This is a genomic window from Streptomyces sp. DH-12 (assembly GCF_002899455.1).
Taxonomy (GTDB): Bacteria; Actinomycetota; Actinomycetes; order Streptomycetales; family Streptomycetaceae; genus Streptomyces.
Genome location: NZ_PPFB01000001.1, coordinates 1,404,971 through 1,427,544 on the forward strand (window position 1 = coordinate 1,404,971; position 22,574 = coordinate 1,427,544).

General features: G+C 74.4%; 19 protein-coding genes. 7 read left to right on the forward strand and 12 right to left on the reverse strand.

The features are described from left to right. Positions 1 to 10 precede the first annotated feature (10 nt). From ligD to C1708_RS05240, 3 genes are read right to left on the reverse strand one after another with little or no spacing between them, the layout of a single operon-like run. Positions 11 to 937, reverse strand: coding sequence for a non-homologous end-joining DNA ligase (gene ligD / locus C1708_RS05230; protein ID WP_106411542.1), 927 nt, complete (start codon positions 935 to 937; stop codon positions 11 to 13). Next, complete coding sequence (locus C1708_RS05235; RefSeq protein ID WP_106411543.1) at positions 934 to 2,781, reverse strand: transketolase; 1,848 nt, start codon at positions 2,779 to 2,781, stop codon at positions 934 to 936. Before C1708_RS05235 ends, ligD begins: the two co-directional genes overlap by 4 nt. Further along, the gene (locus C1708_RS05240; RefSeq protein WP_106411544.1) at positions 2,778 to 4,418 is read right to left on the reverse strand and encodes an NAD(P)/FAD-dependent oxidoreductase; all 1,641 of its coding nucleotides are present in this window, start codon (positions 4,416 to 4,418) and stop codon (positions 2,778 to 2,780) included. Before C1708_RS05240 ends, C1708_RS05235 begins: the two co-directional genes overlap by 4 nt. A 142-nt stretch (positions 4,419 to 4,560) precedes the next feature. Here C1708_RS05240 and C1708_RS05245 point away from each other — a divergent pair, with 142 nt between their 5' ends. Further along, positions 4,561 to 5,523: an LLM class F420-dependent oxidoreductase gene (locus C1708_RS05245; RefSeq protein WP_106411545.1), complete on the forward strand. Its 963-nt coding sequence runs from the start codon at positions 4,561 to 4,563 to the stop codon at positions 5,521 to 5,523. A 29-nt stretch (positions 5,524 to 5,552) separates the two neighbouring features. Here the strand turns inward: C1708_RS05245 and C1708_RS05250 are convergent, their stop codons facing one another. Then, positions 5,553 to 5,969, reverse strand: coding sequence for a phage holin family protein (locus C1708_RS05250; protein ID WP_106411546.1), 417 nt, complete (start codon positions 5,967 to 5,969; stop codon positions 5,553 to 5,555). Positions 5,970 to 6,092: 123 nt separating this feature from the next. On the opposite strand from C1708_RS05250, the gene C1708_RS05255 reads away from it, so the two are divergent. After that, positions 6,093 to 6,440 carry a VOC family protein gene (locus C1708_RS05255; protein WP_106411547.1) on the forward strand — a complete coding sequence of 116 codons (348 nt, stop codon included), beginning with the start codon at positions 6,093 to 6,095 and terminating at the stop codon, positions 6,438 to 6,440. A gap of 7 nt (positions 6,441 to 6,447) precedes the next feature. Here the strand turns inward: C1708_RS05255 and C1708_RS05260 are convergent, their stop codons facing one another. The 6 genes from C1708_RS05260 to C1708_RS05285 all read right to left on the reverse strand — a co-directional run bounded on the left by C1708_RS05260 (position 6,448) and on the right by C1708_RS05285 (position 14,203). Continuing rightward, positions 6,448 to 8,418 carry a DUF5107 domain-containing protein gene (locus tag C1708_RS05260; RefSeq protein WP_106411548.1) on the reverse strand — a complete coding sequence of 657 codons (1,971 nt, stop codon included), beginning with the start codon at positions 8,416 to 8,418 and terminating at the stop codon, positions 6,448 to 6,450. Between the two features lie 62 nt (positions 8,419 to 8,480). Next, on the reverse strand, positions 8,481 to 9,038 hold the full coding sequence (locus C1708_RS05265) for a GNAT family N-acetyltransferase (protein WP_106411549.1): 558 nt from the start codon (positions 9,036 to 9,038) through the stop codon (positions 8,481 to 8,483). A gap of 136 nt (positions 9,039 to 9,174) precedes the next feature. After that, positions 9,175 to 10,107: a S66 peptidase family protein gene (locus tag C1708_RS05270; protein WP_106411550.1), complete on the reverse strand. Its 933-nt coding sequence runs from the start codon at positions 10,105 to 10,107 to the stop codon at positions 9,175 to 9,177. Then, positions 10,104 to 12,056 carry an LpqB family beta-propeller domain-containing protein gene (locus tag C1708_RS05275; RefSeq protein ID WP_198602402.1) on the reverse strand — a complete coding sequence of 651 codons (1,953 nt, stop codon included), beginning with the start codon at positions 12,054 to 12,056 and terminating at the stop codon, positions 10,104 to 10,106. Before C1708_RS05275 ends, C1708_RS05270 begins: the two co-directional genes overlap by 4 nt. Before the next feature lie 16 nt (positions 12,057 to 12,072). Then, positions 12,073 to 13,377 (reverse strand): M20/M25/M40 family metallo-hydrolase, encoded by a 1,305-nt coding sequence (locus C1708_RS05280; protein ID WP_106411552.1) that lies wholly within the window; start codon positions 13,375 to 13,377, stop codon positions 12,073 to 12,075. Further along, the gene (locus tag C1708_RS05285) at positions 13,370 to 14,203 is read right to left on the reverse strand and encodes a M55 family metallopeptidase (protein ID WP_106411553.1); all 834 of its coding nucleotides are present in this window, start codon (positions 14,201 to 14,203) and stop codon (positions 13,370 to 13,372) included. Before C1708_RS05285 ends, C1708_RS05280 begins: the two co-directional genes overlap by 8 nt. A gap of 175 nt (positions 14,204 to 14,378) precedes the next feature. Between C1708_RS05285 and C1708_RS05290 the strand changes: the two genes are divergently transcribed. After that, on the forward strand, positions 14,379 to 15,272 hold the full coding sequence (locus tag C1708_RS05290; RefSeq protein WP_106411554.1) for an SDR family oxidoreductase: 894 nt from the start codon (positions 14,379 to 14,381) through the stop codon (positions 15,270 to 15,272). 305 nt (positions 15,273 to 15,577) lie between these two features. Here the strand turns inward: C1708_RS05290 and C1708_RS05295 are convergent, their stop codons facing one another. Further along, entirely contained in the window at positions 15,578 to 18,004 is a 2,427-nt protein-coding gene (locus C1708_RS05295) for an MFS transporter (protein ID WP_106411555.1), read from the reverse strand. A 165-nt stretch (positions 18,005 to 18,169) separates the two neighbouring features. Continuing rightward, positions 18,170 to 18,616, reverse strand: a complete 447-nt coding sequence (locus C1708_RS05300; RefSeq protein WP_106411556.1) for an SRPBCC family protein — start codon at positions 18,614 to 18,616, stop codon at positions 18,170 to 18,172. A 158-nt stretch (positions 18,617 to 18,774) separates the two neighbouring features. Here C1708_RS05300 and C1708_RS05305 point away from each other — a divergent pair, with 158 nt between their 5' ends. From C1708_RS05305 to C1708_RS05320, 4 genes are all read left to right on the forward strand, one after another. Continuing rightward, positions 18,775 to 19,812 (forward strand): Rv2578c family radical SAM protein, encoded by a 1,038-nt coding sequence (locus tag C1708_RS05305; RefSeq protein WP_106411557.1) that lies wholly within the window; start codon positions 18,775 to 18,777, stop codon positions 19,810 to 19,812. A 133-nt stretch (positions 19,813 to 19,945) separates the two neighbouring features. Further along, positions 19,946 to 21,532, forward strand: a complete 1,587-nt coding sequence (locus C1708_RS05310) for an alpha/beta hydrolase (protein ID WP_106411558.1) — start codon at positions 19,946 to 19,948, stop codon at positions 21,530 to 21,532. Between the two features lie 52 nt (positions 21,533 to 21,584). Further along, positions 21,585 to 21,983 carry a RidA family protein gene (locus tag C1708_RS05315; RefSeq protein WP_106416160.1) on the forward strand — a complete coding sequence of 133 codons (399 nt, stop codon included), beginning with the start codon at positions 21,585 to 21,587 and terminating at the stop codon, positions 21,981 to 21,983. Next, positions 21,980 to 22,507: a GNAT family N-acetyltransferase gene (locus C1708_RS05320; protein ID WP_106411559.1), complete on the forward strand. Its 528-nt coding sequence runs from the start codon at positions 21,980 to 21,982 to the stop codon at positions 22,505 to 22,507. Before C1708_RS05315 ends, C1708_RS05320 begins: the two co-directional genes overlap by 4 nt. The last annotated feature ends 67 nt before the right edge of the window (positions 22,508 to 22,574 follow it).

A 22,574-nucleotide genomic window follows, 5' to 3' on the forward strand; every position in this document is an offset into this window, starting at 1 on the left:
GGCCCGTGGTTCAGCCGCGCAGTGCCGCCAGCCGGCGGCGTGCCGGGACGAGGGAGCGGCCCTTGGGGGACAGCCCGGCCCACGGCTTCGTGTCCGCCTGTTCGACGGCGTTCCCGACCGTCCAGCGGCGGGCGTGCAGCTCCGGGTCGTCGAGCTGTTCCCAGGTGACCGGGGCGGCGACGGGCGCGCCGGGCAGGGCGCGGACCGTCCAGGGGGCGACCGCGGTCTGCGCGTAGGCGTTGCGCTGCACGTCGAGGTAGAGCCGGTCGCCGCGGTCCTTCTTGCGGGCCGCGGTGGTGAGCCGGTCCGGGTGGGCGTCGGCCAGCGTGTCGGCGACCTCGCGGGCGAACTCCCGTACCGCGTCGAAGTCCTGGCCGCCGTCGAGCGGCACGATCACGTGCAGGCCCCGGGACCCGGTGGTCATCAGGGCGGAGGGCAGGTCGAGTTCGCCCAGCAGCTCCCCCAGCAGCCTGGCGGCCTCCCGCACCGCCTCGAAGTCGTCGCCGGACGGGTCGAGGTCGAAGACCAGCCGGTCCGGGCGGTCGACGGCGTCGGCGCGGGACAGCCAGCGGTGCAGGGTGATGCTCGCCTGGTCGACGAGGTAGAGGAGGGTGGCGGTGTCGTCGCACACGGTGTGCGTGACGGTGCCGTTCTCCTTGGCGACCTCGGCCCGGGTGATCCAGTCCGGGTAGCTGTCCGGGGTGTTCTTCTGCATGAAGGCCGGGCCGCCGATGCCGTCGGGCCGCCGGTCCAGCATCAGCGGCCGGCCCCGCAGGTGCGGCAGCATGTGGCGGGCGACGGCCCGGTGGTAGTCGACGAGGTCGCCCTTGGTGTACTCCCGGGCGCCGTCGACGCCCGGGAGGAGCACCTTGTCCGGGCGGCGGATCTCCACCCGGCGGCGGCCGGCCCGTACGGTGCGCGAGCCGCCGTCGCTCACGACACGATCGCCTCCCCCACCAGCAGCCGGCCGGCCGCGGCGATCGACGCGGCGTCGATCCCGGCGGCGTGCAGCTGCTCCTCCGGGGAGGCCGAGCCCGGCATGTTCCGCACGCCGAGCCGCACCAGCCGCGGCACCGGGCGTCCGTCTCCGAACGCCTCGGCGACCGCGTCGCCGAGGCCGCCCTCGGGATGGTGGTCCTCGACGGTCATCAGGCAGCCGGTCTCCTCGGCGGCGACGCGCAGGGTCTCCCGGTCGACCGGCTTCACCGAGTACAGGTCGACGACCCGCACGGCGATGCCCTCCTCCGCGAGGGCGTCGGCGGCGGCCAGCGCCTCGGGCACGGTGACGCCGGCGGCGACGAGGGTGAGCCGGTCACGGTCGGAGGAGCGCAGCACCTTGCTGCCGCCGACCGGGAACTCCTCGTCCGGGCCGTAGATCACCGGGCTCTCGCCGCGCGAGGTGCGCAGGTAGCGGATGCCCTCCATCCCGGCCATCGCGGCGACCAGGCGGGCCGTCTGATTGGCGTCGCACGGGTACAGCACGGTCGAGCCGTGCACGGCCCGCATCATCGCCAGGTCCTCCAGACCCATCTGGCTGGGTCCGTCCTGGCCGATGGCGACGCCCGCGTGCGACCCGACGAGGTTGAGGCCGGAGCCGCTGATCGACGCCATGCGGACGAAGTCGTGGGCGCGGGTGAGGAAGGCCGCGAACGTGGACGCGAACGGGTTCCAGCCGCGCGCGGCGACGCCGACGGCGGCCGCGACCATCTGCTGCTCGGCGATGTAGCACTCGACGTAGCGCTCGGGGTGCTCCTTGGCGAAGAACTCCAGGCGGGTGGAGTCGCCGACCTCGCCGTCCAGGGCCACGACGTCGCCGCGCGCGGAACCGAGGGCGGCCAGCGCCTCGCCGAAGGCGTTGCGGGTGGCCACCTCCTCGCCCTTGTCCCAGCGGGGCAGCTCGGGCGTCGCGGTCCGCCGGGCGGGGGCCGCGCCGTCGGCGGGCGGCGCCTGGACGGTGATCCGCAGGTCGCGCGGGCCGCCCAGTTCGGCGACGGCGTCCTCCGCCTCGGGCAGCGGCTTGCCGTGCAGTCCCTCCTGGTCCTGCACGGACTCCACGCCCTTGCCCTTGAGGGTGCGGGCGAGGATCGCGGTCGGCTGGCCGCGGGTGGACAGGGCCTCCCCGTAGGCGCGGTCCACCGCGTCCACGTCATGGCCGTCCACCTCGACGGTGTGCCAGCCGAACGCCTGGAAACGGCGGGCGTAGGCGTCGAGGTCGTGGCCGTGCCGGGTGGGGCCGCGCTGGCCCAGCCGGTTGACGTCCACGATCGCGGTCAGGTTGTCGAGGTTCTCGTACGCGGCCTGCTCGGCCGCCTCCCACACCGAGCCCTCGGCCAGCTCGCTGTCGCCGCACAGCACCCACACCCGGTAGTCGGCGTGCTCCAGCCGCTTCCCGGAGAGCGCGATGCCGACGCCGACGGGCAGGCCCTGCCCGAGGGAGCCGGTCGCCGTCTCCACCCAGGGGAGCTTGCGGGGCGTGGGGTGGCCCTCGAGGCGGCTGCCGTTCTCCCGGAAGGTGAGCAGCTCCTCGTCGCCGATGGCGCCGACCGCCTTGTAGGTGGCGTACATCAGCGGGGAGGCGTGGCCCTTGGAGAGGACGAAGCGGTCGTTGGCCGGGTGGTCGGGGCGCTCGAAGTCGTAGCGCAGGTGGCGGGCGAAGAGGACGGCCATCAGGTCGGCGGCGGACATCGACGACGTGGGGTGCCCGGAGCCGGCGGCGGCCGCCGCCCGGACACTGTCCACCCGCAGCTGTTGTCCGAGCTCGACGAGTTCACCGGTGTTCATGCGTCTCCTTCGGTAAATCGGTCGGTACGCCGGACGGGGCCGGGCGCCACGTCCGGGCCGGGGGCCGGCTGGCCGGATGGCGGGGCGAGGCCGGGCCCGTCGCCGACGGGCTGGTTCCTGGCGGGTTCGCCGCCCGGCTGGTTCCTGGCGGGCTCACCGCCCGGCTGGTTCTTGGCGGGCTCACCGCCCGGCTGGTTCTTCGCCGCTTCACGGCCCGGTCGACTCCTGGCGGGCTCGCCGCCCGGCTGATTCCCGGCCGGCGCACCGCCCGGCTGGTTCTTCGCCGGCTCGGCGGCCTTCGCGCCGCCGGGGGACCGCCCGTTCCCGCGGGGACCGCCGGGGACGCGCGCGACCTCGGGGGACGCGGTGTCCAGCGGGACGGACCAGGACCGGACGAGGCCCAGCTGCACGGCCTGGCGCGGCAGGACGGCGTCCAGCAGCCAGTCGGCGGCCACCCGCACCCGGTTGCCGGGCATCGCGGCCAGGTGGTAGCCGCGGGTCACCGCGCCGGCCGCCACCCCGGAGAGGTTGACGCCGAGCGGGTTGGCGGCGGCCTTGACGCCGCCGAGGTCCACCACGAACCCCAGGTCCTTGTGCCGGTACGCGTGCCGCTCCCCGTCGCCGAAGGAGGCGGCGATGTTCCGCGCGCACACCTTGCCCTGCCGCCAGGCGTGCTGGGCGGTCATCGGGGTGTACGAGCCGGGGTTCTCCAGGTCGGGCACGGCGGCCGCGTCACCGCAGGCGAACACCTCCGGCCGGCCCGGCACCTGCAGGTGCGGGTCCACCAGCAGCCGGCCGCGCTCCATGGGCAGCCCGAGGGACTCGGCGAGGGGGTCGGGGCGTACGCCCACGCACCACACCAGGGTGCGGGTCTCCACGAACTCGCCGTCGGTCAGCAGCACCCCGTCGGGCGTGGCCTCCTTCACGGAGGTGCCCATCCGCACGTCGACGCCCCGCTCCCGCAGCACCGTGTCGGCGGTGCGGGAGAGCCGTTCGTCCAGCTCGGGCAGGACCCGGTCGGCGATGTCCAGCAGGATCCAGCGGGGCCGCACGCCGGTGCGCAGGGGCTGCTTGGCGACCTGCGCGTCGGTGAAGAGCTGTCCGTGCGCGGCGACCTCGGTGCCGGTGTAGCCGGCGCCCACGACGACGAAGGTGCACCGCGAGGAGCAGCGCTTCGGGTCGTCCGTGGCGGCCGCCAGCTCCACCTGGCGGGTGACGTGGTCGCGCAGGTACAGCGCCTCGGGCAGACCGCGGAAGCCGTGCGCGTGCTCGGCGACGCCCGGGATGGGCAGCAGCTTGTTGACGCTGCCGGCGGCGAGCACCAGACGGTCGTAGGAGAGGGTGCCGCCCTCCCCCTCGGGGCCGGTGTAGTGCACCTGGCGGGCGTCGAGGTCGATGTGGTCGGCCTCGCCCAGGACCAGCCTGACGTGCGGCAGCGTCCCGGAGAGGGACACCGTGACCCGGCGCGGCTCGAGGACGCCGGCGGCGACCTGGGGAAGCAGGGGCAGGTACAGGAAGTAGTCGGTGGGGTTGAGCAACACGATCTCGGCCCGGCCCTTGGCCAGTTTCGACAGGGTCTGGGCCGTGCGGTACCCGGCGAAGCCGGCACCGACGATCACAATGCGGGGTCGACTCACGGTTCGCCTCCGGCGCGGTCGCGTACGTCGGGAGCCTTCCGCGTCCCCCCGAGCGGGACCGCCAAACGTCGGGCCGGTTTCCGCGGGGCGGCCCGGGTACCCGGCCCGGGACCCGGACGTCCCATGTCAGGGAGGCACCCCCATGCCCCGGTACGGCTATTTCCTCTCGTGCGAGCAGTACGGTCCCGCGGAGCTGGTCGAGCAGGCGCGGATGGCCGAACAGGCCGGGTTCGAGGCGCTGTGGATCTCGGACCACTACCACCCGTGGAACGACGCGCAGGGGCAGAGTCCCTTCGTCTGGTCCGTGATCGGCGCGCTGTCCGAGGCGGTGTCCCTGCCGGTCGGCACGGCGGTGACCTGCCCGACCGTGCGGACGCACCCGGCGGTCGTGGCGCAGGCGGCGGCGACCGCCGCCGTGATGTCACCGGGCGGGTTCAGGCTGGGCGTGGGCACGGGCGAGGCGCTGAACGAGCACATCGTCGGCGGTCCCTGGCCGCCCGCGCACGTGCGTCTGGAGATGCTGGAGGAGGCCGTGCAGGTGATGCGCCGGCTGTTCTCCGGCGAGGAGGTCAACCACCGCGGCACCCACTACACCGTCGAGAACGCCCGGCTCTACACGCGGCCCGACGAGCCGGTGCCGATCGACATCTCGGGCTTCGGCCCGGCGGCGACGAAGCTCGCGGCGCGGATCGGCGACGGCTACATCACGATGATGCCGGACACCTCGATGGTGGAGCAGTACCGCAAGGGCGGGGGCGGCGGGAAGCTCGTCAGCGGCGGTACGAAGGTCTGCTACGGCACCGACCGCGAGGAGTGCGTGCGCACGGTGCACCGGCTGTGGGCGAACGAGCAACTGCCGGGCGAGCTGGGGCAGATGCTGCCCTCGCCCAAGCACTTCGAGCAGGCGCAGACCCTGGTCACCGAGGACATGGTCCGGGAGAACCGGGTGTGCGGCGACGACGTCGACGAACACGTCGCGGCACTGCGCGCGTTCGCCGACGCGGGCTTCGACCGGATCTACGTGAACCAGATCGGTCCCGATCTGCGCGGCTTCTTCGACTTCTACCGCACGAAGGTGCTGCCGCAGTTGCAGCAGGGCGACTAGCGGGGCCGGGCGCCTCGCGCGCGGCGGGGTCAGCCCCGGTCGCCGTCCGGGGTGCGGTCGGCGCCGACCGTCGGCGGGGTGGACGGCACCGGGGGGACGGGGGCGGATCCCGTGCCGGGGGCGGGTGCCCGGCCTGCGGTGGCGGCGCCCGGCGTGTCCGGGCGGGCCGCCGTGCGCAGGACGAGGGCGAGCGCGGCCAGGATCACCGCCGTGATCAGGGCCGCCGCCCAGCCCGGCAGGACCAGGTCGAGGGCGAGGCCGACGGAGAGGGCGACGGCCGCGCCGGCGTACAGGGCGGCGGCGCCGGAACCGGCGTAGAGGGCCGCCCTGCGGCGCTGCCCCCGCGTCTGCTCGCGCAGTTCGGCCCGTACGGACTCCCGGGCCACGTGGGCCAGTTCGTCCACCAGGTGCTTGTCCAGATGCCGCATGTGCTCCAATCGCTGCATGCCGCCTCGGGTACCCGTACCCGGGGCGCCGGTAACTCGCCCCGCGCGTACGGCCGGAGAGAGCGGTGTGGAGACCGCCTGCCCTCCGCCCGCCGCCTGGACCGCCCAACTAGGCTCGGACACATGGAGATTCTGGGTGCCACACTGCGCGTCTGCGTCGACGACATCGAGACCGCCATCCCCTTCTACGAGCGCCTGGCGGGCGGCCGGGCCCTGCGCTTCGAGCGGGGCGGCGTCCAGGTCGCCGCGGTGGGCTGCTTCCTGCTGATGAGCGGTCCCGAGGCCGAGTTGGAGGTGCTGCGCAAGGTCGCCGCGACCATCGCGGTCACGGACGTCGACGAGACCCGCCAGGTGCTCGAGGAGATGGGCGCGGCCGTCCTCGCCGGACCGCTGCCCACCCCCGTCGGCCGCAACCTGATCGCACGCCACCCGGACGGGGCGGTCTACGAGTACGCGGACCGTCGCTTCTGACGTGCCGTCACGGCCCGGGCCGCATCCGGAAGTCGTACCGTTCGGGCAGTGGTTCGTCCGTGAGCCGTGCCCACAGCCGTCCGATCACCTCGTCGCCCTCGCGCAGGTCGGCCACCTCGAAGCCCGCGTCGAACACGGCGCGGGCCTCCTCGTGCCGTCCCTCGGCGAGCAGCAGCCCCGCCTCGATCAGCCGGAAGCGCCCGCGGGCCCGGGTCTTCGGGGGCAGCCGCTCCCACACCGACCGGGCGTCCGCCGTGCGCCCCACCGGGAGCAGGGCCTCGATCGCCTCCCGCCCGAGCGCGGCCACGGCGGCGGTCCACTCCCCGTCCGCGTCACCCCCCGCGCCTCCGGCCTCGCGGCACAGGTCGTCGAAGGCCTGCACGTAGCGGTCGGCGGCGCGCTCGGGGTGGCGTTCCTCCCGGTCGGCGACGGCGAGGCAGCGCAGCACGGGCCAGGACGGTCCGTCCTGTGCCAGCCCCCGCTCCCAGCTGCGCACCGCCTGGGCGCGGTCGCCGCCGTGCCACTGGGCGACGCCCAGGTGGTACTCGGTGAGGCCGGTCGCGGGCGCCGTCTCCAGCATGTCCCGCCAGTGCCGGGCGACCAGCGTCCCGCCCGGCGGCCGGCTGTCCGGCGGCTCGGGGAAGGAACCGGCGCGCAGCAGGTGCAGCCAGGGCTCCTGCTCCTCGCCCAGGGTGCTCGCGTCGAAGGGCGTGCCGGGCAGCTTCCAGCCGGCCCGCAGCACTTCGAGCGCGCCCCACCCGGACCCGGCGGCCAGCCTTTCGCCCGGGTCGGTGTCGGCGGACGGCAGCCAGGCCGCGTACGCCGCGTCGACGTCCGCGCGCGGCAGCACGTTCTCCAGCCGGGCCTCCGCCCCGTCCAGGACGGCGCCCCACTCCCCGTCGCGCCGCGCCTCGAACGGCCCGTACGCCTCCAGCCAGGACACCTCGCTCTCCGGCTCCAGGCGTACGTGCTCCAGCTGGGTGCGGGCGAGCCCGGCCTGGATCTCGCAGTAGCCGCCGGTGCCGGGCTCGGTGAGCCACCGCTGCCAGCTCCGCCCGCCGGGCCCGCGGCCCCACACGAACAGCTTCCGGCCGCGCAGCGTGTCGGTGGAGGTCTGCACGAGACCGTGGCCGCCGGCGTCCAGCGCGGCGATCCAGCGCCGGCGCCGCTCGGGGACCTCGTAGAAGTAGTCGGCGGCGTAGGTGCTGTTCGGCGGGTAGGTGCGGTCGACGCCGTCGTGCTCCGGGACGGGGACGCGGCGCAGGCGCTGCTCGTAGCCGAAGTGGTGTGCCTCCTCGGCGGGGGCGAGGACGCGGCAGTCCTCGGGGACGGCGATGTTGGACCACCAGTACGTCGGGGTCTGCCGCTCGTGCGGATTGCGGATCCGCGCGCCGACGTACAGGAAGTCGGAGCCGTCCGGCAGCCACAGGTCGACCTGGAAGGGCAGGTCGCGCAGTCGCTCCCACTCCCACAGGCGCAGCATCTCCCCGCCGTCGGGGGCCGGGACCCGGGCCGCGTGCACGGGTGAGCAGGACAGGGTGGTGTGTCCGGTGGCGCCGATGTTCCACTCGATGCCGCCGGAGAACCAGGCGCCGTTGAGGGCGAAGTTGGCGGGTTGGAACACCGGGTTCACGTAGAGCAGTTCGCGGTCGGCGGGCTTGTGGACGAGGGAGGCGATCCGGCCGCCGAGGCCGGGCAGGACGGTGGCGCGCAGCCGGTCGTTCTCGATGACCAGGGCGTCGAGGGTCCGGGGCGCGCGGTGCCGGTCGTAGCCGTCGCGGACCGGGACCGGCAGCAGGCTGCGCAGCGGGGCGTAGCCGATCTGCCGGGCCATGTCGCGCGGCAGATCCTTCTTGTCGCGGTCCTCGATGCGGTGGATCTCGTCGAGGGGACGCAGGGCGGGCAGCGGGTTGTCGGCGCCGAGGTGTGCGGCCGGCAGCGTGAGCACCTGATGTCGGATGGTCGTCACGGTCTCCATGGAAGCCGTCGGACGCCCGCCTGAACAGGGGCCGTGCCGTGCGGCTTCCGCGCGGGGCGCGGTCAGCTCTCCCCGGTCAGCATCTCGCTGGTGAGCGCCCAGCGTTCGTGGTCGCGCCAGGCGCCGTCGATGAAGAGCATCTTCGGGGAGAAGCCCTCCTTGCGGAAGCCGCAGGCACGGGCGAGGGCGAGGGAGGCGGTGTTGCCCGGCTGCACGTTGATCTCCAGCCGGTGCAGCCGCATCGGTCCGAAGGCGTACCGCACGACCAGGTCCAGCGCCTCGCGCATCAGCCCGCGTCCCGCCGCGTGCGCGAAGGCGCCGTAGCCCAGCGCCCCGCAGAGGAAACCGCCCTCGACGATGTTGTTGATGTTGACGAACCCGGCGAGCGCACCGTCCGCCTCCTTCTCGCAGACCAGGAACCCCGCCTTGGTCCGGTCCTCGATCAGTCGCTGCGCGTAGACGGCGTAGGCGGCCGGCGTGTCCGGCGGGAACAGCCACGGGTGGTGCAGGTCCTTGCTCTCCCGGGCCCGCGCGGTGAACTCGGCGGCGTCGTCGTGGGTGAAGTGGCGCAGCCCCACGCGGCGGCCTTCGGTGAGGTAACGGGAAGCGGTGTGCGGCACCCTGTCACCCTACGACGGCCGCCGTTCCCGCGCGCCGGGCAGCGGCACGCCCCCCCACCCGGCACGGGGTCACCCCGACGCGGCCCTCCGCCCGGCGCGGGTCATCCCGACGCGCCCTCCCGGCCTGCGCGCCCGCTCAGCTCAGCGCCGGTTCGTCCAGCGTCAGGGTGCCCGCGTCCGCGTCCAGTTCGGCCGCGACGCCGAACGGCAGCGTCAGCGCGTCGTCGCCGTGGCCGAACCCGAACTGCTCGGCGACCGGCACCCCGAGCCCGCCGAGCCGGTCGGCGAGCAGTGCCCGCACCTCGTCGTACGGGCCGCACTCCGCCCAGGAGCCCAGCAGTATCCCGGCGACGCCGTCGAGCATCCCGGCGCGCAGCAGCTGGGTGAGGCAGCGGTCGAGGCGGTAGGTCTCCTCCCCCACGTCCTCCAGGCACAGCAGTCCGCCGCGCGCGGAGGCGCGGGTGTGCGGGGTGCCGATGCCGCCGGCGATCAGGGAGAGGCAGCCGCCGAGCGTCACCCCGCGGGCCCGCCCCGGCACCAGCGCGGTGCCGTCGGAGCGGATCGTGCGGACCGTCTCGGGGGCGAGGAGGGTGGCCCGCAGGTGTTCCTGGGCGCGGGCGCTCTTGATGAAGTCGGCGCCCGCGGCCATCGGCCCGTGCAGGGTGACCAGGCCGAGCCGGACCGCGAACGCCTCGTGCAGGGTGGTGATGTCGCTGAACCCGACGAACGCCTTGGGCCCGGCGGCCCGCATCGCCTCCCAGTCGAGGGCGTCGACCATGCGCTGCGCCCCGTAGCCGCCGCGTGCGCAGATCACCGCGTCGACGGCCGGGTCGCACCAGGCGTTCTGCAGGTCGGCGGCGCGGTCGGCGTCGGTGCCGGCGAGGTAGCCGAACTCGCCGTGCCGGTCGAGGACGTGCGGGGCGGCCACGGGGTCGAGACCCCAGCCGCGCAGCACGTCGAGCCCGGCCGCGAGCCGCTCCTCGGGGATGGGGCCGCTGGGGGCGACCACGGCCACCCGGGCGCCGGGGGCGAGGCGGGGCGGCCGCCGCAGCGGGGCGAGCGCGCTCACGGCTCCAGCTCCAGGACCGGGACGCTGGGCGCCTTCAGCCCGAACACCTGCGCGTACAGGGACAGCTCGGCCTCCAGGGCGCGCACCATGGTCTCCGCCCGGCGGAAGCCGTGGCCCTCGCCCTCGAAGGCGAGGTAGGCGTGCGGCACGCCCCGGCCGGCCAGCCGGTCGAGGAACCGCTCGCACTGCACGGGCGGACAGATCACGTCGTCCAGCCCCTGGAGCAGCAGGAAGGGCACGCCGAGCCGGTCGGCGTGGGTGACGGGCGAGCGCTCCTCGTACCGCTCGGGCACCTCGGCGCGCGGGCCGATCAGGGTCTCCAGGTACTGCGATTCGAAGTCGTGGGTCTCCCCCGTGCCCCAGCCCGTGAGGTCGAGGACCGGGTAGATGATCGTGCCGCAGGCGTAGACGTCGGTGGTGGTGAGCGAGGCGGCGGTGGTCCAGCCGCCGGCGCTGCCGCCGCGGACGGCGAGCCGGTTCCGGTCGGCGGTGCCCTCCTCGGCGAGGGCCAGCGCAACGGCGGCGCAGTCCTCGACGTCGACCACGCCCCACCGGCCGCGCAGCCGGTTGCGGTAGGCGCGGCCGTAGCCGGTGGAGCCGCCGTAGTTGACCTCGGCGACGCCGATGCCGCGCGAGGTGAAGTAGGCGATCTCCAGGTCGAGCACCAGGGGCACCCGGCCGGTGGGGCCGCCGTGCGCCCAGATCACGTAGGGGGGCAGCGCGTCGGCGGGGCCGGCGCAGTCCGGGTTGCGCGGCGGGTAGACCTGGGCGTGGATCTCCCGGCCGTCGGGCCCGGTGAAGGTGCGGACCTCGGGCTCCGGGTAGTAGGCGGGGTCCACGGCGTCGCGGTGGGCGGCGCCGATCACGCGGGCCCGGCCGGTGCGGGTGTCCAGCTCCACCACCTCGTGGGAGCTGCGCGGTCCGGCGCCGACGGCGACGACCCGCTCGCCGAGCGCGGCGAGGGTGGGGCCGAACTCGCTCCACGGGCCGACGGCGTCGACGACCTCACAGGTCTCCGGGTCGAGCACGCCGAGCCGCTGGGCGCCCTTGCCGTGCAGGACGGCGATCAGCCCGCCGTCCAGCGGGGCGAACCAGCGCAGGCCCAGCTTCCACAGCGGCCCGCCGAACTCCTCCGGGCGCGGGCAGACCGGCTCCCCGTCCCGGTAGAGGTTCCACCAGCCGGTGCGGTCGCTCGCGTACAGCAGGCGGTTGTCGTGGGTCCAGTCGGCCTGGGGGACGGACTCCTCGGGCCCGCCGGCCACGGTGCGGGCGCCGGTGAGGGTGCCGTCGGCGCGGACGTCGGCGACGATCAGCTCGGTGCCGTCCCACGGCATGCGGGGGTGGTCCCAGCCGATCCAGGCCGCGCGCGTCCCGTCGGGCGACAGCCTGGGCCCGGTGACGAAGCGGTGCCGCTCCCCGGTCAGTTCCCGCACCGCGCCCCGGTCGTCGGCGGCCGATCCGTCGAGCGGCACGGCGGCGAGCACCCGGCGCACGTCGCTCGGGCCGTCGCCGGTGAACTCCTCCAGGACGCACCACACCTCGCCGCGCTCCGGCAGCACGGTGGGCTCGGCCCAGCGCAGTCCCAGTCCGACCGGCGACACCGGTGTGAGCGGGCGCGGTTCGCCGCCCGGCTCCCAGCGGTAGAGGCGCTGGTCGGGGAAGTGCGCGAACACCACGACCGGGACGCCGTCGCGCACGGCGCCGGCCCAGGGGCGGCCGCCGTACTCGATGACGCGGCTGCGCACGTTCCACGGCGCGGGCAGGACGGACTCCTCGGTGCCGTCCGCGTGCCGCCGCACCAGGGTGCGCCGGCCCGCCTCGGCGGGCCGGGGCTCGGTCCACCACACCTCGTCCCCGACGAAGTCCGCGAACTCGGGGCTGCCGTCGTGGGCCGCGGCCGTCGCCGCGTCGACCGGCGAGGGCCACTCGCCGTACGCCAGGGTCTGCACTGTCTCCCCCACTCGCTCAGGCCGACCGCAGGAACCGGTCGAGCACCTGGACACCGAACCGCAGCGCCTCGACCGGGACGCGCTCGTCCACCCCGTGGAAGAGGGCCTGGTAGTCGAAGCCCTCGGGCAGCTTCAGCGGCGCGAAGCCGTAGCCGGTGATGCCGAGGCGGGCGAACTGCTTGGCGTCCGTGCCGCCGGACATGCAGTACGGCACCGTGTACGCCTCGGGCGCGAACGCCTGGACGGCCTCCCGCATGCGGGCGAACGTCGGCGAGTCCACCGGCGCCTGGAGGGCGATCTCGTGGTGGACGAACTCCCAGTCGACGTCCGGGCCGGTGAGCCGGTCCATGGTGGCCCGGAACTCCTCCTCGGTGTCCGGCAGGAACCGCCCGTCGACGTGCGCGACGGCCTCGCCCGGGATCACGTTGACCTTGTAGCCCGCGTCGAGCATGGTCGGGTTGCTGCTGTTGCGGACGGTGGCCTCGACGAGCTTGGCCGCCCCGCCGAGCTTGTCCAGCACGGCGTCCACGTCGGACAGGTCGGTGTCGATGCCGTACACGGCGGCGATCTCGGTCAGCGCGGCGCGCACCGTCGGGGTGAGCCGCAGCGGCCACTCGTGCTCGCCGATGCGGGTGAGGGCGGCGGCGAGGCGGGTGACCGCGTTCTCCCGGTTGACCTTGGAGCCGTGTCCGGCCCGGCCGCGGGCGGTGAGCCGCATCCAGCCGGTGCCGCGCTCGCCGGCCCCGATCGGGTAGAACTGCCGGCCCTGGCCGTCGTGGAAGGTGTACGCGCCGGACTCGCTGACGCCCTCGGTGCAGCCCTCGAAGAGGTGCGGGTGCCGGTCGGCGAGGAATCCCGCGCCGTCCTCGGCGCTGGCCTCCTCGTCGGCGGTGAACGCGATGACGACGTCCCGGCGGGGCCGCACGCCCTCGCGCGCCCAGGACCGCACCACGGACAGGATCATCGCGTCCATGTTCTTCATGTCGACGGCGCCGCGTCCCCAGACCACGCCGTCGCGGATCTCCCCGGAGAAGGGGTGCACGCTCCAGTCGGCGGGCTCGGCCGGGACGACGTCCAGGTGGCCGTGGAGCAGCAGCGCGTCGGCCGACGGGTCGGTGCCCTCCAGCCGCGCCACGACGTTGGTCCGGCCCGGGGTGCGCTCCAGCAGGACCGGCTCCAGGCCGGCCTCGGCGAGCCGCGCCGCCGCGTACTCGGCGGCGGGGCGTTCCTGGCAGTCGCCCCCGCCCCGGTTCGTCGTGTCGATCCTGATGAGGTCGGACGTGAAGGTCACGACCTCGTCCAGGGCGAGCTGGTCAGCCATACTGCTCCTCCACCGCGGCCGAGGCGATCGTGGTGACCGCCTTGAATGTGCGGATCGCGTCGTACATGGTCTCGCTGGTGTAGATCACCTTGCGCTCGCCGCCGCGGGTCACGCCCGGCACGACGGTGACGGAGGTGGCCAGGTGCTCGGCGTCGAACTCCACCGCCACGGTGAAGGGTCCGCCCCGGACCGGCTCCCGGCGCACCGCCAGCGCGGCCGCCTCCTTGGCCGCCGCGTGGATGTCGGCCGCCGTCCGGGAAGGAGTGCGGCACACGGCGGCGTACCGCGAGACGTGGTCCTTCACGGCGACCTTCAGCGCCTCGGGCGCGTAGCCGAGGGCGTCCTCGCAGGCCACGTCGTCGCCGGTGACGAGGATCACCGGGACGCCGTACTCGGCGGCCACGTGCGCGTTGAGCAGGCCCTCGCTGGCCCGGACGTCGTTGAGCCAGACGCCGGTGATGGAGTTGGCGAGGAAGGTGTGCGCGAGGACGCCCTCCATGCCGGCCCCCGCGTGGTAGCCGACGAAGGCGACGCCGTCGACGTCGCCGCGCTGCACGCCCTCGACCATGGACAGCGCCTTGTGCCGGCCGGTGAGCATCTCGGCGCGCTCGTCGAGCCGCTCCAGCAGCAGGTTGCGCATGGTCCAGTGGGCCTCGTTGATCAGCACCTCGTCGGCGCCTCCGTCGAAGAAGCCCCGCACGGCGGCGTCCACGTCCGAGGTGAACATCGACCGGCACCGCTCCCACTGGGGCGTCCCCGGCAGGACGTCGGCCGGCCAGGTGACACCGGTGGCGCCCTCCATGTCGGCGCTGATGAGGATCTTCATGCGGCACACGCTACGTGGTCCCGCACCGGTCCGGCCACCCTGTGGATGACTCTCACCGGTCCAGACCACTGACGCCCCATCCGGTCCGGGGTCCGCGCCTTCGACCTGCGCGGATGCCCGGCCGGTCCTACCGTGAACGGGGACGAACGCCCGTCACGGAGCACAGGAGCGTCGCATGCACGGCACCCGGAACCCGCTGGACGGAAGGACCGCCGTCGTCACCGGAGCGGCACGCGGCCTGGGCGCGGCACTGGCCCGGGAGCTGTCCGCACGCGGCATGAAGGTGGCGCTGCTCGGGCGGGAGGAGCGGACGCTGCGGCAGGTGCGGGACCGACTGCCCGGCGAGGGCGGCTGCTGGGAGGTCGACGTCACGGACGACCAGGGCCTGGCGGAGACCGGCGCGGAGGTCCGGGCACGCCTCGGGCCGCCGTCCGTCGTGGTCGCCAACGCGGGAGTGGCCGAGGGCGGGCCGTTCCCCGAGTCCGACCCGGCCGTGTGGCGCCGGGTGATCGAGGTGAACCTGATCGGCAGCGCGGCCACCGCCCGCACGTTCATCGGCGACCTGACCGGCACCGGCGGCTACTTCCTCCAGGTGGCCTCGCTGGCGTCGATCGGCGCGGCGCCGATGATGAGCGCGTACTGCGCGTCCAAGGCGGGCGTCGAGGCGTTCGCGCTCTCCCTGCGGGCGGAGGTGGCGCACCGTCACGTGGGCGTGGGCATCGCCTACATCAACTGGACGGACACCGACATGATCCGTGGCGTGGACGAGCACGCGGTGCTGCGCGAGCTGCGCGGCCACATGCCGCCGCCGGCGCGGAAGGTGTACCCGGTAGAGCACGTGGCGCGGCGGCTGGCGGACGCGGTGCGGCGGCGCCGTCCGTCGGTGTACGTGCCCGGCTGGCTGCGCGCGACCCAGCTGGTGCGGGCGGCGATGCCGCCGGTGGTGACGGCGCTGTCCCGGCGTGAACTGCCGCGGCTGGCCGCCGCCGAGCCGTTCGAGGCGACGGGCCTGCTGGGCGCGGGCGGCCTCGCGGACCAGGCCGCGGCCCGAAGCCGCCGGACGCCCTGACCGACACGCTCCCCGGACGGCGCACGGTCGGCCCCCGTCCCCTCCGTGCTCCTCAACGACGTGTGCGCACACCGCGGTTGACCGTCGTCACATAGGCGCGGGCCACATTGTGGACGGATCTGACGCGGACCACGCTGCCGGACACCGCTCGGCGCACAGTGATCATCCGTGACGGATCGCGCCGCCGGAGTCGTCCGCCGTCGCACCGAGGGGGACGCGGCGGACGCCGCGGCCGCGGGACGACAGGAGTGGACCGGAGCCGCGGAGGGGGACGGCTCCGGTCCACCGGTACGGGTGCGGAACGCTCAGTCCTCGTGCCCCAGTTGCAGGTCGCGTTCCGTGCGGCCCCCGCCGGCCACCTGGAGCACGGTCGCGACCGGCGGGTAACCGGCGGCGATGACCGTGTACTCGCCGGAGGACAGGTCGACGAAGCGGAAGGTGCCGTCGGGTCCGGTGGTGAGGGTGTCCACGACGTTGCCCGCCGCGTCCAGCAGGGTGACCCGCGCGTCCTCCACCGGCCGTCCGCCGCCCGCCCGCACGGTGCCGCGGAGCACCGCGCCGCCCGCCAGCTCGACGTCCTGCCGGGTCTCGCGGGCGGCCTGCACGGTGACGGGAAGTGCCGCCGGACGGAAGGCGGGGGCGCTGGCGGCGAGGGTGTACTCCCCCGCGACCAGCTCGGTGATGACGTAGCCGCCCTCGCGGCCGCTGCGGGTGCTGGCGACGACCTCGCCGTGCACGTTGGTGAGGGTGACGGCGGCGTCGCGCACGGGGGTGCCGTCGGCGGTGAGGACACTGCCCGCGAGCCGGCCCGCGCCGCCGAGGACGACGTCGAGCTCGACGGGCCGCTCGCCGACGGTCACGGAGACCGCCTGCGGCTGGTGACCGCCCGCGGCGGCGATGAGCACGTACGAGCCGGGTCCGGGGGCGGCCAGCGCGTACCGGCCGTCGGCGCCGCTCGCGCCGCGTCCGGTCTGCCGTCCCTGGACGTCGATGAGGGTGAGCGCCGCGTGGGGCACGGGGGTGCCGTCGGGGTGCTGGACGGTGCCGCAGACGGGGATGCCGCCGCTCTGCGCGCTGCGCGCCTGCGGCACGGGCGCCTCGAACCGCGGTGCTTCCTGGGCCGGGTCGGCGGTGGGGGCGTGGTGGGACACCAGTGGTTTCTCCTTGAGGAAGAAGGCGATGAGCAGGCCGAGGACGAGCACCGGCACGAGGTAGAGGAAGATGCGCGGCATGGCGTCCGCGTAGGCCTGGACGTAGGCGTCGCGCAGCTCGGGCGGCAGGGCGTGCACGAGCTCGGGAGTGATCGACTCGGCGTCGGCCGGCGCGCCGGCCGCGTCGGCGGGGAGCCGCTCGGCGAGCGCGTCGGTGAGCCGGCCGGCGAACAGGGTGCCGAAGACGGCGGCGCCGACGCTGCCGCCGATCTGCCGGAAGTAGTTGTTGGCGCTGGTGGCGGTGCCGAGGTCCGCGGGGCGGACGGAGTTCTGCACGGCGAGGACGAGGACCGGCATCACCATGCCGATGCCGGCGCCGAGGACGAACATCCAGACGCTGTAGTGCAGCCGGGGGGTGCCGGTCTCCAGGCGGGACAGCAGCCACATGCCGACGACGGACAGGGCGGAGCCGACGATGGGGTGGCTGCGGTAGCGGCCGGAGCGGCTGATCATGTGCCCGGAGACGACGGAGGTGCCGACGATGCCGCCCATCATGGGCAGCATCAGCAGGCCCGACTCGGTCGCCGAGGCCCCGTCGACCATCTGGAGGTAGGTCGGCAGATAGCTGGCGGCGCCGAACAGGGCGACGCCGATGACCAGGCCCACCAGGCCGGTGACGTTGAAGACGGAGTCGCGGAACAGCCGCAGCGGGATGAGGGGTTCGGCGGCGAAGCGCTCGACGGCCAGGAAGGCGGCGGTGGCCGCGACGGCGCCGGCGGCGAGGCCGAGCACGACACGGGAGTCCCAGGCGTACTCGGTGCCGCCCCAGCTGGTCAGCAGCACCAGACAGGTGGAGGCGGCGGTCAGCAGCAGGGTGCCGAGCACGTCGAAGCGACGCCGCCCGGCCGGCTTCGGCAGTTTCAGCACCAGGGCGACGACCACCATGGTGACGAGGCCGAACGGCACGTTGATGTAGAAGCACCAGCGCCAGGACAGGTGGTCGGTGAAGTAGCCGCCGAGCAGCGGGCCGGCGACCGACGCGAGTCCGAAGGCGGCGCCGATCAGCCCCATGAAGCGGCCGCGCTGCCGGGCGGGCACGATGTCCGCGATGATCGCCTGGACGCCGATCATCAGGCCGCCCGCGCCGACGCCCTGCACCGCGCGGTAGGCGATGAGCTGGTCCATCGTCGTGGCGCGGCCGGCCAGCGCGGAGCCGACGACGAAGACCAGGATGGCGAACTGGAAGACGCCCTTGCGGCCGAGCTGGTCGCCGAGCTTGCCGTACACCGGTAGTCCGACGGTGGCGGTGAGCAGGTAGGCGGTGATCGCCCAGGACATCTTGTCCAGACCGTGCAGCTCGCCGACGATCTTCGGCAGCGCGGTGGCGACGATCATCTGCTCGAGCGCGGCGAGCAGCAGCGCCAGCATGAGCGCGAGGAAGACGAGCCGGACCCGGGCGGGGCTCAGGGCCGGCCCGGTCCCCGGGGCCGGCGGGTCCCCGGCCGGTGGCACGGGGGGCGGCGGCCCCCCGGCCGACGGAGCCGTGACCGGCTCGTCCTGCGTCAGAGTGATCCCGCCCATGTGCCGCTCCCCTCGTCGCACCGCCGGCCAATTCCCGCGTGAAAGCGACAACTACGAGCAAGCGCGACGAGTTACGGCACAGAGTCGGTCCGCCGAGAGATCACCCGAACCGGTGACGGAAGCGCCAACTCCATTTCGTATGAACGGAGTTGGCGGCAACCGGACCTACTGCGCCTCGACCTCGCCGGCCAGCCGGGCCAGGACGGCGTCGTGAATACGGGCGAGGCCCTTGGGGGCGAAGGTGCGCTCGAAGAAGCCGCCGATGCCGCCCGCGCCGTCCCACACGGTGGTCACGACGACCCGGGCGCGGCCCTCGCCGGCCGGGGTGACCCGCCAGGTGGTGACCATGGAGGAGTTGCGGTCCTTCTCGACCAGCTCGCCGTCGGTGGGCTCGGTGACCTCCAGGAGGCAGTCGCGCACCCGCTTGCTGGTGGCCTGGAGCTTCCAGTGCACGAGGGTGCCCTCACCGTCGCCGCCCTCGCGGACCTCGTACTCGCTGAACTGCTCGGGCAGCAGCTTGGCGCGGGTGCCGCTGTAGTCGGCGAGGGCGTCGAACACCGTGTCCGCGTCCGCCGCGACGATCCGCTCCGTAGTGGACTCGACCTGCGCCATCGCATTCCTCCAGGGCTGGGCTCTCCAGGGTCGGGGCAAGCCAACCACCCCCGCGCCCGGCCGCCCAAATCGGGGTTCCGTAACTGACCGAAGATGTCGCTCGCACGATCAAGGGAACACGTGTTCTATTCTGTGCGCAGCGACCCCGAGGAGGCGTCATGCGCTGGGAGAACCTCTCACCGGACTCCGAACACAGCCGTGCCGACACCGCGCTGTTCGGCGTGGAGGCGGTCACGACCCGCACCTTCGACACGCCCGAGTTCCGCGGGATCACCTTCCACGAGATCCGGGCCCGCTCCGTCGTCAACCGGGTGCCGGGCGCCTCCCGCATGCCGTTCGAATGGACGGTGAACCCCTACCGGGGCTGCTCGCACGCGTGCGTGTACTGCTTCGCCCGCAGGACCCACAGCTACCTCGACCTCGACACCGGGCTCGGCTTCGACAGCCAGATCGTGGTCAAGGTGAACGCGCCCGAGCTGCTGCGCCACCGGCTGGCGTCCCGCTCCTGGCACGGCGAGCACATAGCCATGGGCACCGACGTCGACTGCTACCAGCGGGCGGAGGGCCGGTACCGGCTGATGCCCGGGATCATCGAGGCGCTGCGCGACCACGCCAATCCCTTCTCCCTCCTGACCAAGGGCACGCTGATCCTGCGCGACCTGCCCCTGCTGCGGCAGGCCGCCGAGGTGACCGACGTCGGCGTCTCGGTGTCGGTCGGGTTCACCGACGAGGAGCTGTGGCGCACGGTCGAGCCCGGCGCCCCGGCTCCCGAACGGCGACTGGACGTGGTGCGCGCCTTCACGGACGCCGGCATCGGCTGCGGGGTGCTGATGGCGCCGGTGATCCCGTTCCTGAGCGACCGGCCGGAGCAGCTCCGGGCGACCGTGCGGGCCGTCGCGGCGTCGGGCGCCGCCTCGGTCACGCCGCTGGTGCTGCACCTGCGGCCCGGCGCCCGCGAGTGGTTCATGTCCTGGCTGGCCCGGCACCATCCGCACCTGGTCGCCCGCTACGAGCGGCTGTACGCGGAGGGCGCCTACGCGCCCCGGTGGTACCAGCGCCGGATCACGCGTCAGGTGCACGACCTGGCCCGCGAGTACGGCATCGGCCCGGCCCGCGCGGGCGCCCCCCGCCGTGTCCCGGCCCCGGAGCCGGAGGGACCGGAACCGGAGCTGCCGGCCCAGCTGACGCTGCTCTGAGGGCATCCGGGCGCATCCGGCGGCCCGATCGGGTCAACAACCGGCGGAACACGTTCAGGTGGGGCGCCACACCGGGACGATGCCGCGTGAACCGTGAGCCCCGCGGTCCGCGACACCTCGTCCTGGGAGAACCATGAAGAAACGCGCAGCCGTGCTGTGCGGCGCCGCCGCCGTCGTCGTCGCCTCGGGCCTCACGGCCGTGCCCGCCGAGGCCGGCGCCCCGCACGCCCCGGAGACGTTCCGCGCCGCCGCGCCCACCTGGAAGAAGTGCGGCACCGACGACCACCCGACGCTGCAGTGCGCGTCCGTCGAGGTGCCGCTGGACCACGCCGAACCCTCCGGGCGCACCATCACGCTGGCGCTGTCGCGCATCCCGCACACGGCGAGGAAGTACCAGGGCCCGCTGCTGGTGAACCCGGGCGGCCCGGGCGGCAGCGGACTGACGCTCGCCGGGTTCGTGGCCGCGTCGCTGCCGAAGAAGGTCGCCGCCGAGTACGACGTCATCGGGTTCGACCCGCGCGGGGTGGGCGACAGCCGCCCCGCGCTGGACTGCGTGCCGGGCCACTTCGACGCCGTGCGCCCCGACCCGGTGCCCACCTCGCCCGAGGTGGAGCGGGCCAACCTGGACCGCGCGAAGTCCTTCGCCGAGGCCTGCGGCCGCAAGTACGGGGACCTGCTGCCGCACATGACCACCACCGCCGCCGCGCGCGACCTGGACGTGATCCGGCAGGCGCTGGGCGCGGAGCGGATCAACTACTTCGGCTACTCCTACGGCACCTACCTCGGCACCGTGTACGCCAAGCTGCACCCGCAGCGGGTGCGGCGGCTGGTGCTGGACTCCGTGGTCGACCCCACCGGCGTCTGGTACGACTCCAACCTCGACCAGAACCAGGCGTTCAACGCCCGCCACCGCGCCTTCATGGACTGGGTGGCCAAGCACGACGCGACGTACCGCCTGGGCACGGACGCGGAGAAGATCGAGGCCGCCTGGTACGCGATGCGGTCCGCGCTGAAGGAGGACCCGGCCGGCGGGAAGGTCGGCCCGGCCGAGCTGGAGGACACCTTCGTCCCGGGCGGCTACTACAACGGCTACTGGCCGTACCTCGCCGAGGCGTTCGCCGCGTACGTCCACGAGAAGGACGCACAGCCGCTGGTCGAGGCGTACGAGAACTTCGGCGCGACCGACGTCGCCGGGGACAACGGCTACAGCGTCTACACGGCGGTCGAGTGCCGGGACGCCGCCTGGCCGCGGGACTGGGCGCAGTGGCGCAAGGACAACTGGGAGATGTACGAGCGGGCGCCGTTCATGTCCTGGAACAACGCCTGGTACAACGCGCCGTGCGCGTTCTGGCCGGTCGAGTCGGCGCGGCCGGAGCGGATCAACACCACCGGCCAGGTGCCGCCCGCGCTGCTGTTCCAGGCCACGGACGACGCGGCCACCCCGTACCAGGGCGCCGTCACCGTGCACCGCCGGCTGGAGCGCTCGAGCCTGGTGGTCGAGTCGGGCGGCGGCAACCACGGGGTCACACTGAGCGGGAACGCCTGCCTGGACCGGCACCTGGCGGCCTATCTCGCCGACGGCACGGTGCCGCGCGGCAGCCACGGGGACGCCGACGCGGTGTGCGCGGCCCTGCCCGACCCGAAGCCGCTGACGTCGAAGGCGACCCCCGGCACGGCCCGCGGCTCGGTCCTCCACGGCCTCCTCGGCTCCCGCATCTGACCCGGGGAAATCCGGGGGCGGGCGCGCGGCACGGTGGGCCATGATGACCCGCATGACCCACCTGACCCGCATACCCGCCCCCGGCGGAGTGGCCCCCGCGGCCCAGTACACGCACGTGGTGACGGGCGCCGGCCGCCTGGTCGCCGTCTCGGGCCAGCTCGCCCTGGACGAGGACGGCACGCTCGTCGGCGAGGGCGACGCCGGGGCCCAGGCCCGCCAGGTCTTCGAGAACCTGCGGCGGTGTCTCGCGGCGGCCGGTGCGAGTTTCGACGACGTCGTGAAGCTCACCTACTTCGTCACGGACATGGCGCACATGCCGGCCGTCCGCGTGGCCCGCGCCGTCCACCTCCCCGACGACCGCCTCCCGGCGGCCTCCGCCGTCCAGGTCGCCGCCCTGGTCCGCCCGGAGTTCCTGCTGGAGGTCGAGGCTCTCGCGGTGGTCCCGGAATGACCGGCACGCGCATCCGCCCGATGACCGCCGACGACTGCGCGGCGGTCGCCGGGATGCGGGTCCGCGGGTGGCAGTACGCGTACCGGGGGATGATCCCGCAGGAGTACCTGGACGGGATGGACGTCGCGGCGGAGGCCGAGCGGCAGCGGGCGCGGCTGGCGGCCGGGGACGGCAGCGTGGTCGATCTGGTCGCCGAGGCGGCGGACGGCGCCCTCGCCGGGTGGGCCGCGTACGGTCCGTACCGGGACGGCGACGTGCGCACCGGGGACGGCGAGCTGTACGCGCTGTACCTGCCGCCCGAGCGCATCGGACAGGGGGTGGGGCGCGCCCTGCTGACCGAGGTGACCGGCCGGTGCGCGGCGGCCGGCCGGCCGCGGGTGTTCCTGTGGGTGCTCGAGGGGAACGCCCGCGCCCGCCGCTTCTACGAGGCCGCGGGCTACCGGGCGGACGGCGCGGAGGAGCCCTTCGAGGTGGCCGGGGTCGCGGTGCCCGAGGTGCGGTACGTGCGGCGCCTCACCGGCTGACCCGCCCCGTTCCCGGCGTGTGCCAGGTCTCATGTGAGCCGCCTGGCGCCGGGGGCCGGCAGCGGTG

Excerpts from the sequence above, each read along its gene's own strand:
- C1708_RS05305 (WP_106411557.1), top strand. The coding sequence starts at position 18,775 with ATGCGCTGGGAGAACCTCTCACCGGACTCCGAACACAGCCGTGCCGAC.
- C1708_RS05250 (WP_106411546.1), bottom strand. The coding sequence starts at position 5,969 with ATGCAGCGATTGGAGCACATGCGGCATCTGGACAAGCACCTGGTGGAC.
- C1708_RS05300 (WP_106411556.1), bottom strand. The coding sequence starts at position 18,616 with ATGGCGCAGGTCGAGTCCACTACGGAGCGGATCGTCGCGGCGGACGCG.
- C1708_RS05260 (WP_106411548.1), bottom strand. The coding sequence starts at position 8,418 with ATGGAGACCGTGACGACCATCCGACATCAGGTGCTCACGCTGCCGGCC.
- C1708_RS05290 (WP_106411554.1), top strand. The coding sequence starts at position 14,379 with ATGCACGGCACCCGGAACCCGCTGGACGGAAGGACCGCCGTCGTCACC.
- C1708_RS05280 (WP_106411552.1), bottom strand. The coding sequence starts at position 13,377 with ATGGCTGACCAGCTCGCCCTGGACGAGGTCGTGACCTTCACGTCCGAC.
- C1708_RS05315 (WP_106416160.1), top strand. The coding sequence starts at position 21,585 with ATGACCCACCTGACCCGCATACCCGCCCCCGGCGGAGTGGCCCCCGCG.
- C1708_RS05245 (WP_106411545.1), top strand. The coding sequence starts at position 4,561 with ATGCCCCGGTACGGCTATTTCCTCTCGTGCGAGCAGTACGGTCCCGCG.
- C1708_RS05285 (WP_106411553.1), bottom strand. The coding sequence starts at position 14,203 with ATGAAGATCCTCATCAGCGCCGACATGGAGGGCGCCACCGGTGTCACC.
- C1708_RS05320 (WP_106411559.1), top strand. The coding sequence starts at position 21,980 with ATGACCGGCACGCGCATCCGCCCGATGACCGCCGACGACTGCGCGGCG.
- C1708_RS05235 (WP_106411543.1), bottom strand. The coding sequence starts at position 2,781 with ATGAACACCGGTGAACTCGTCGAGCTCGGACAACAGCTGCGGGTGGAC.
- C1708_RS05255 (WP_106411547.1), top strand. The coding sequence starts at position 6,093 with ATGGAGATTCTGGGTGCCACACTGCGCGTCTGCGTCGACGACATCGAG.
- C1708_RS05295 (WP_106411555.1), bottom strand. The coding sequence starts at position 18,004 with ATGGGCGGGATCACTCTGACGCAGGACGAGCCGGTCACGGCTCCGTCG.
- C1708_RS05310 (WP_106411558.1), top strand. The coding sequence starts at position 19,946 with ATGAAGAAACGCGCAGCCGTGCTGTGCGGCGCCGCCGCCGTCGTCGTC.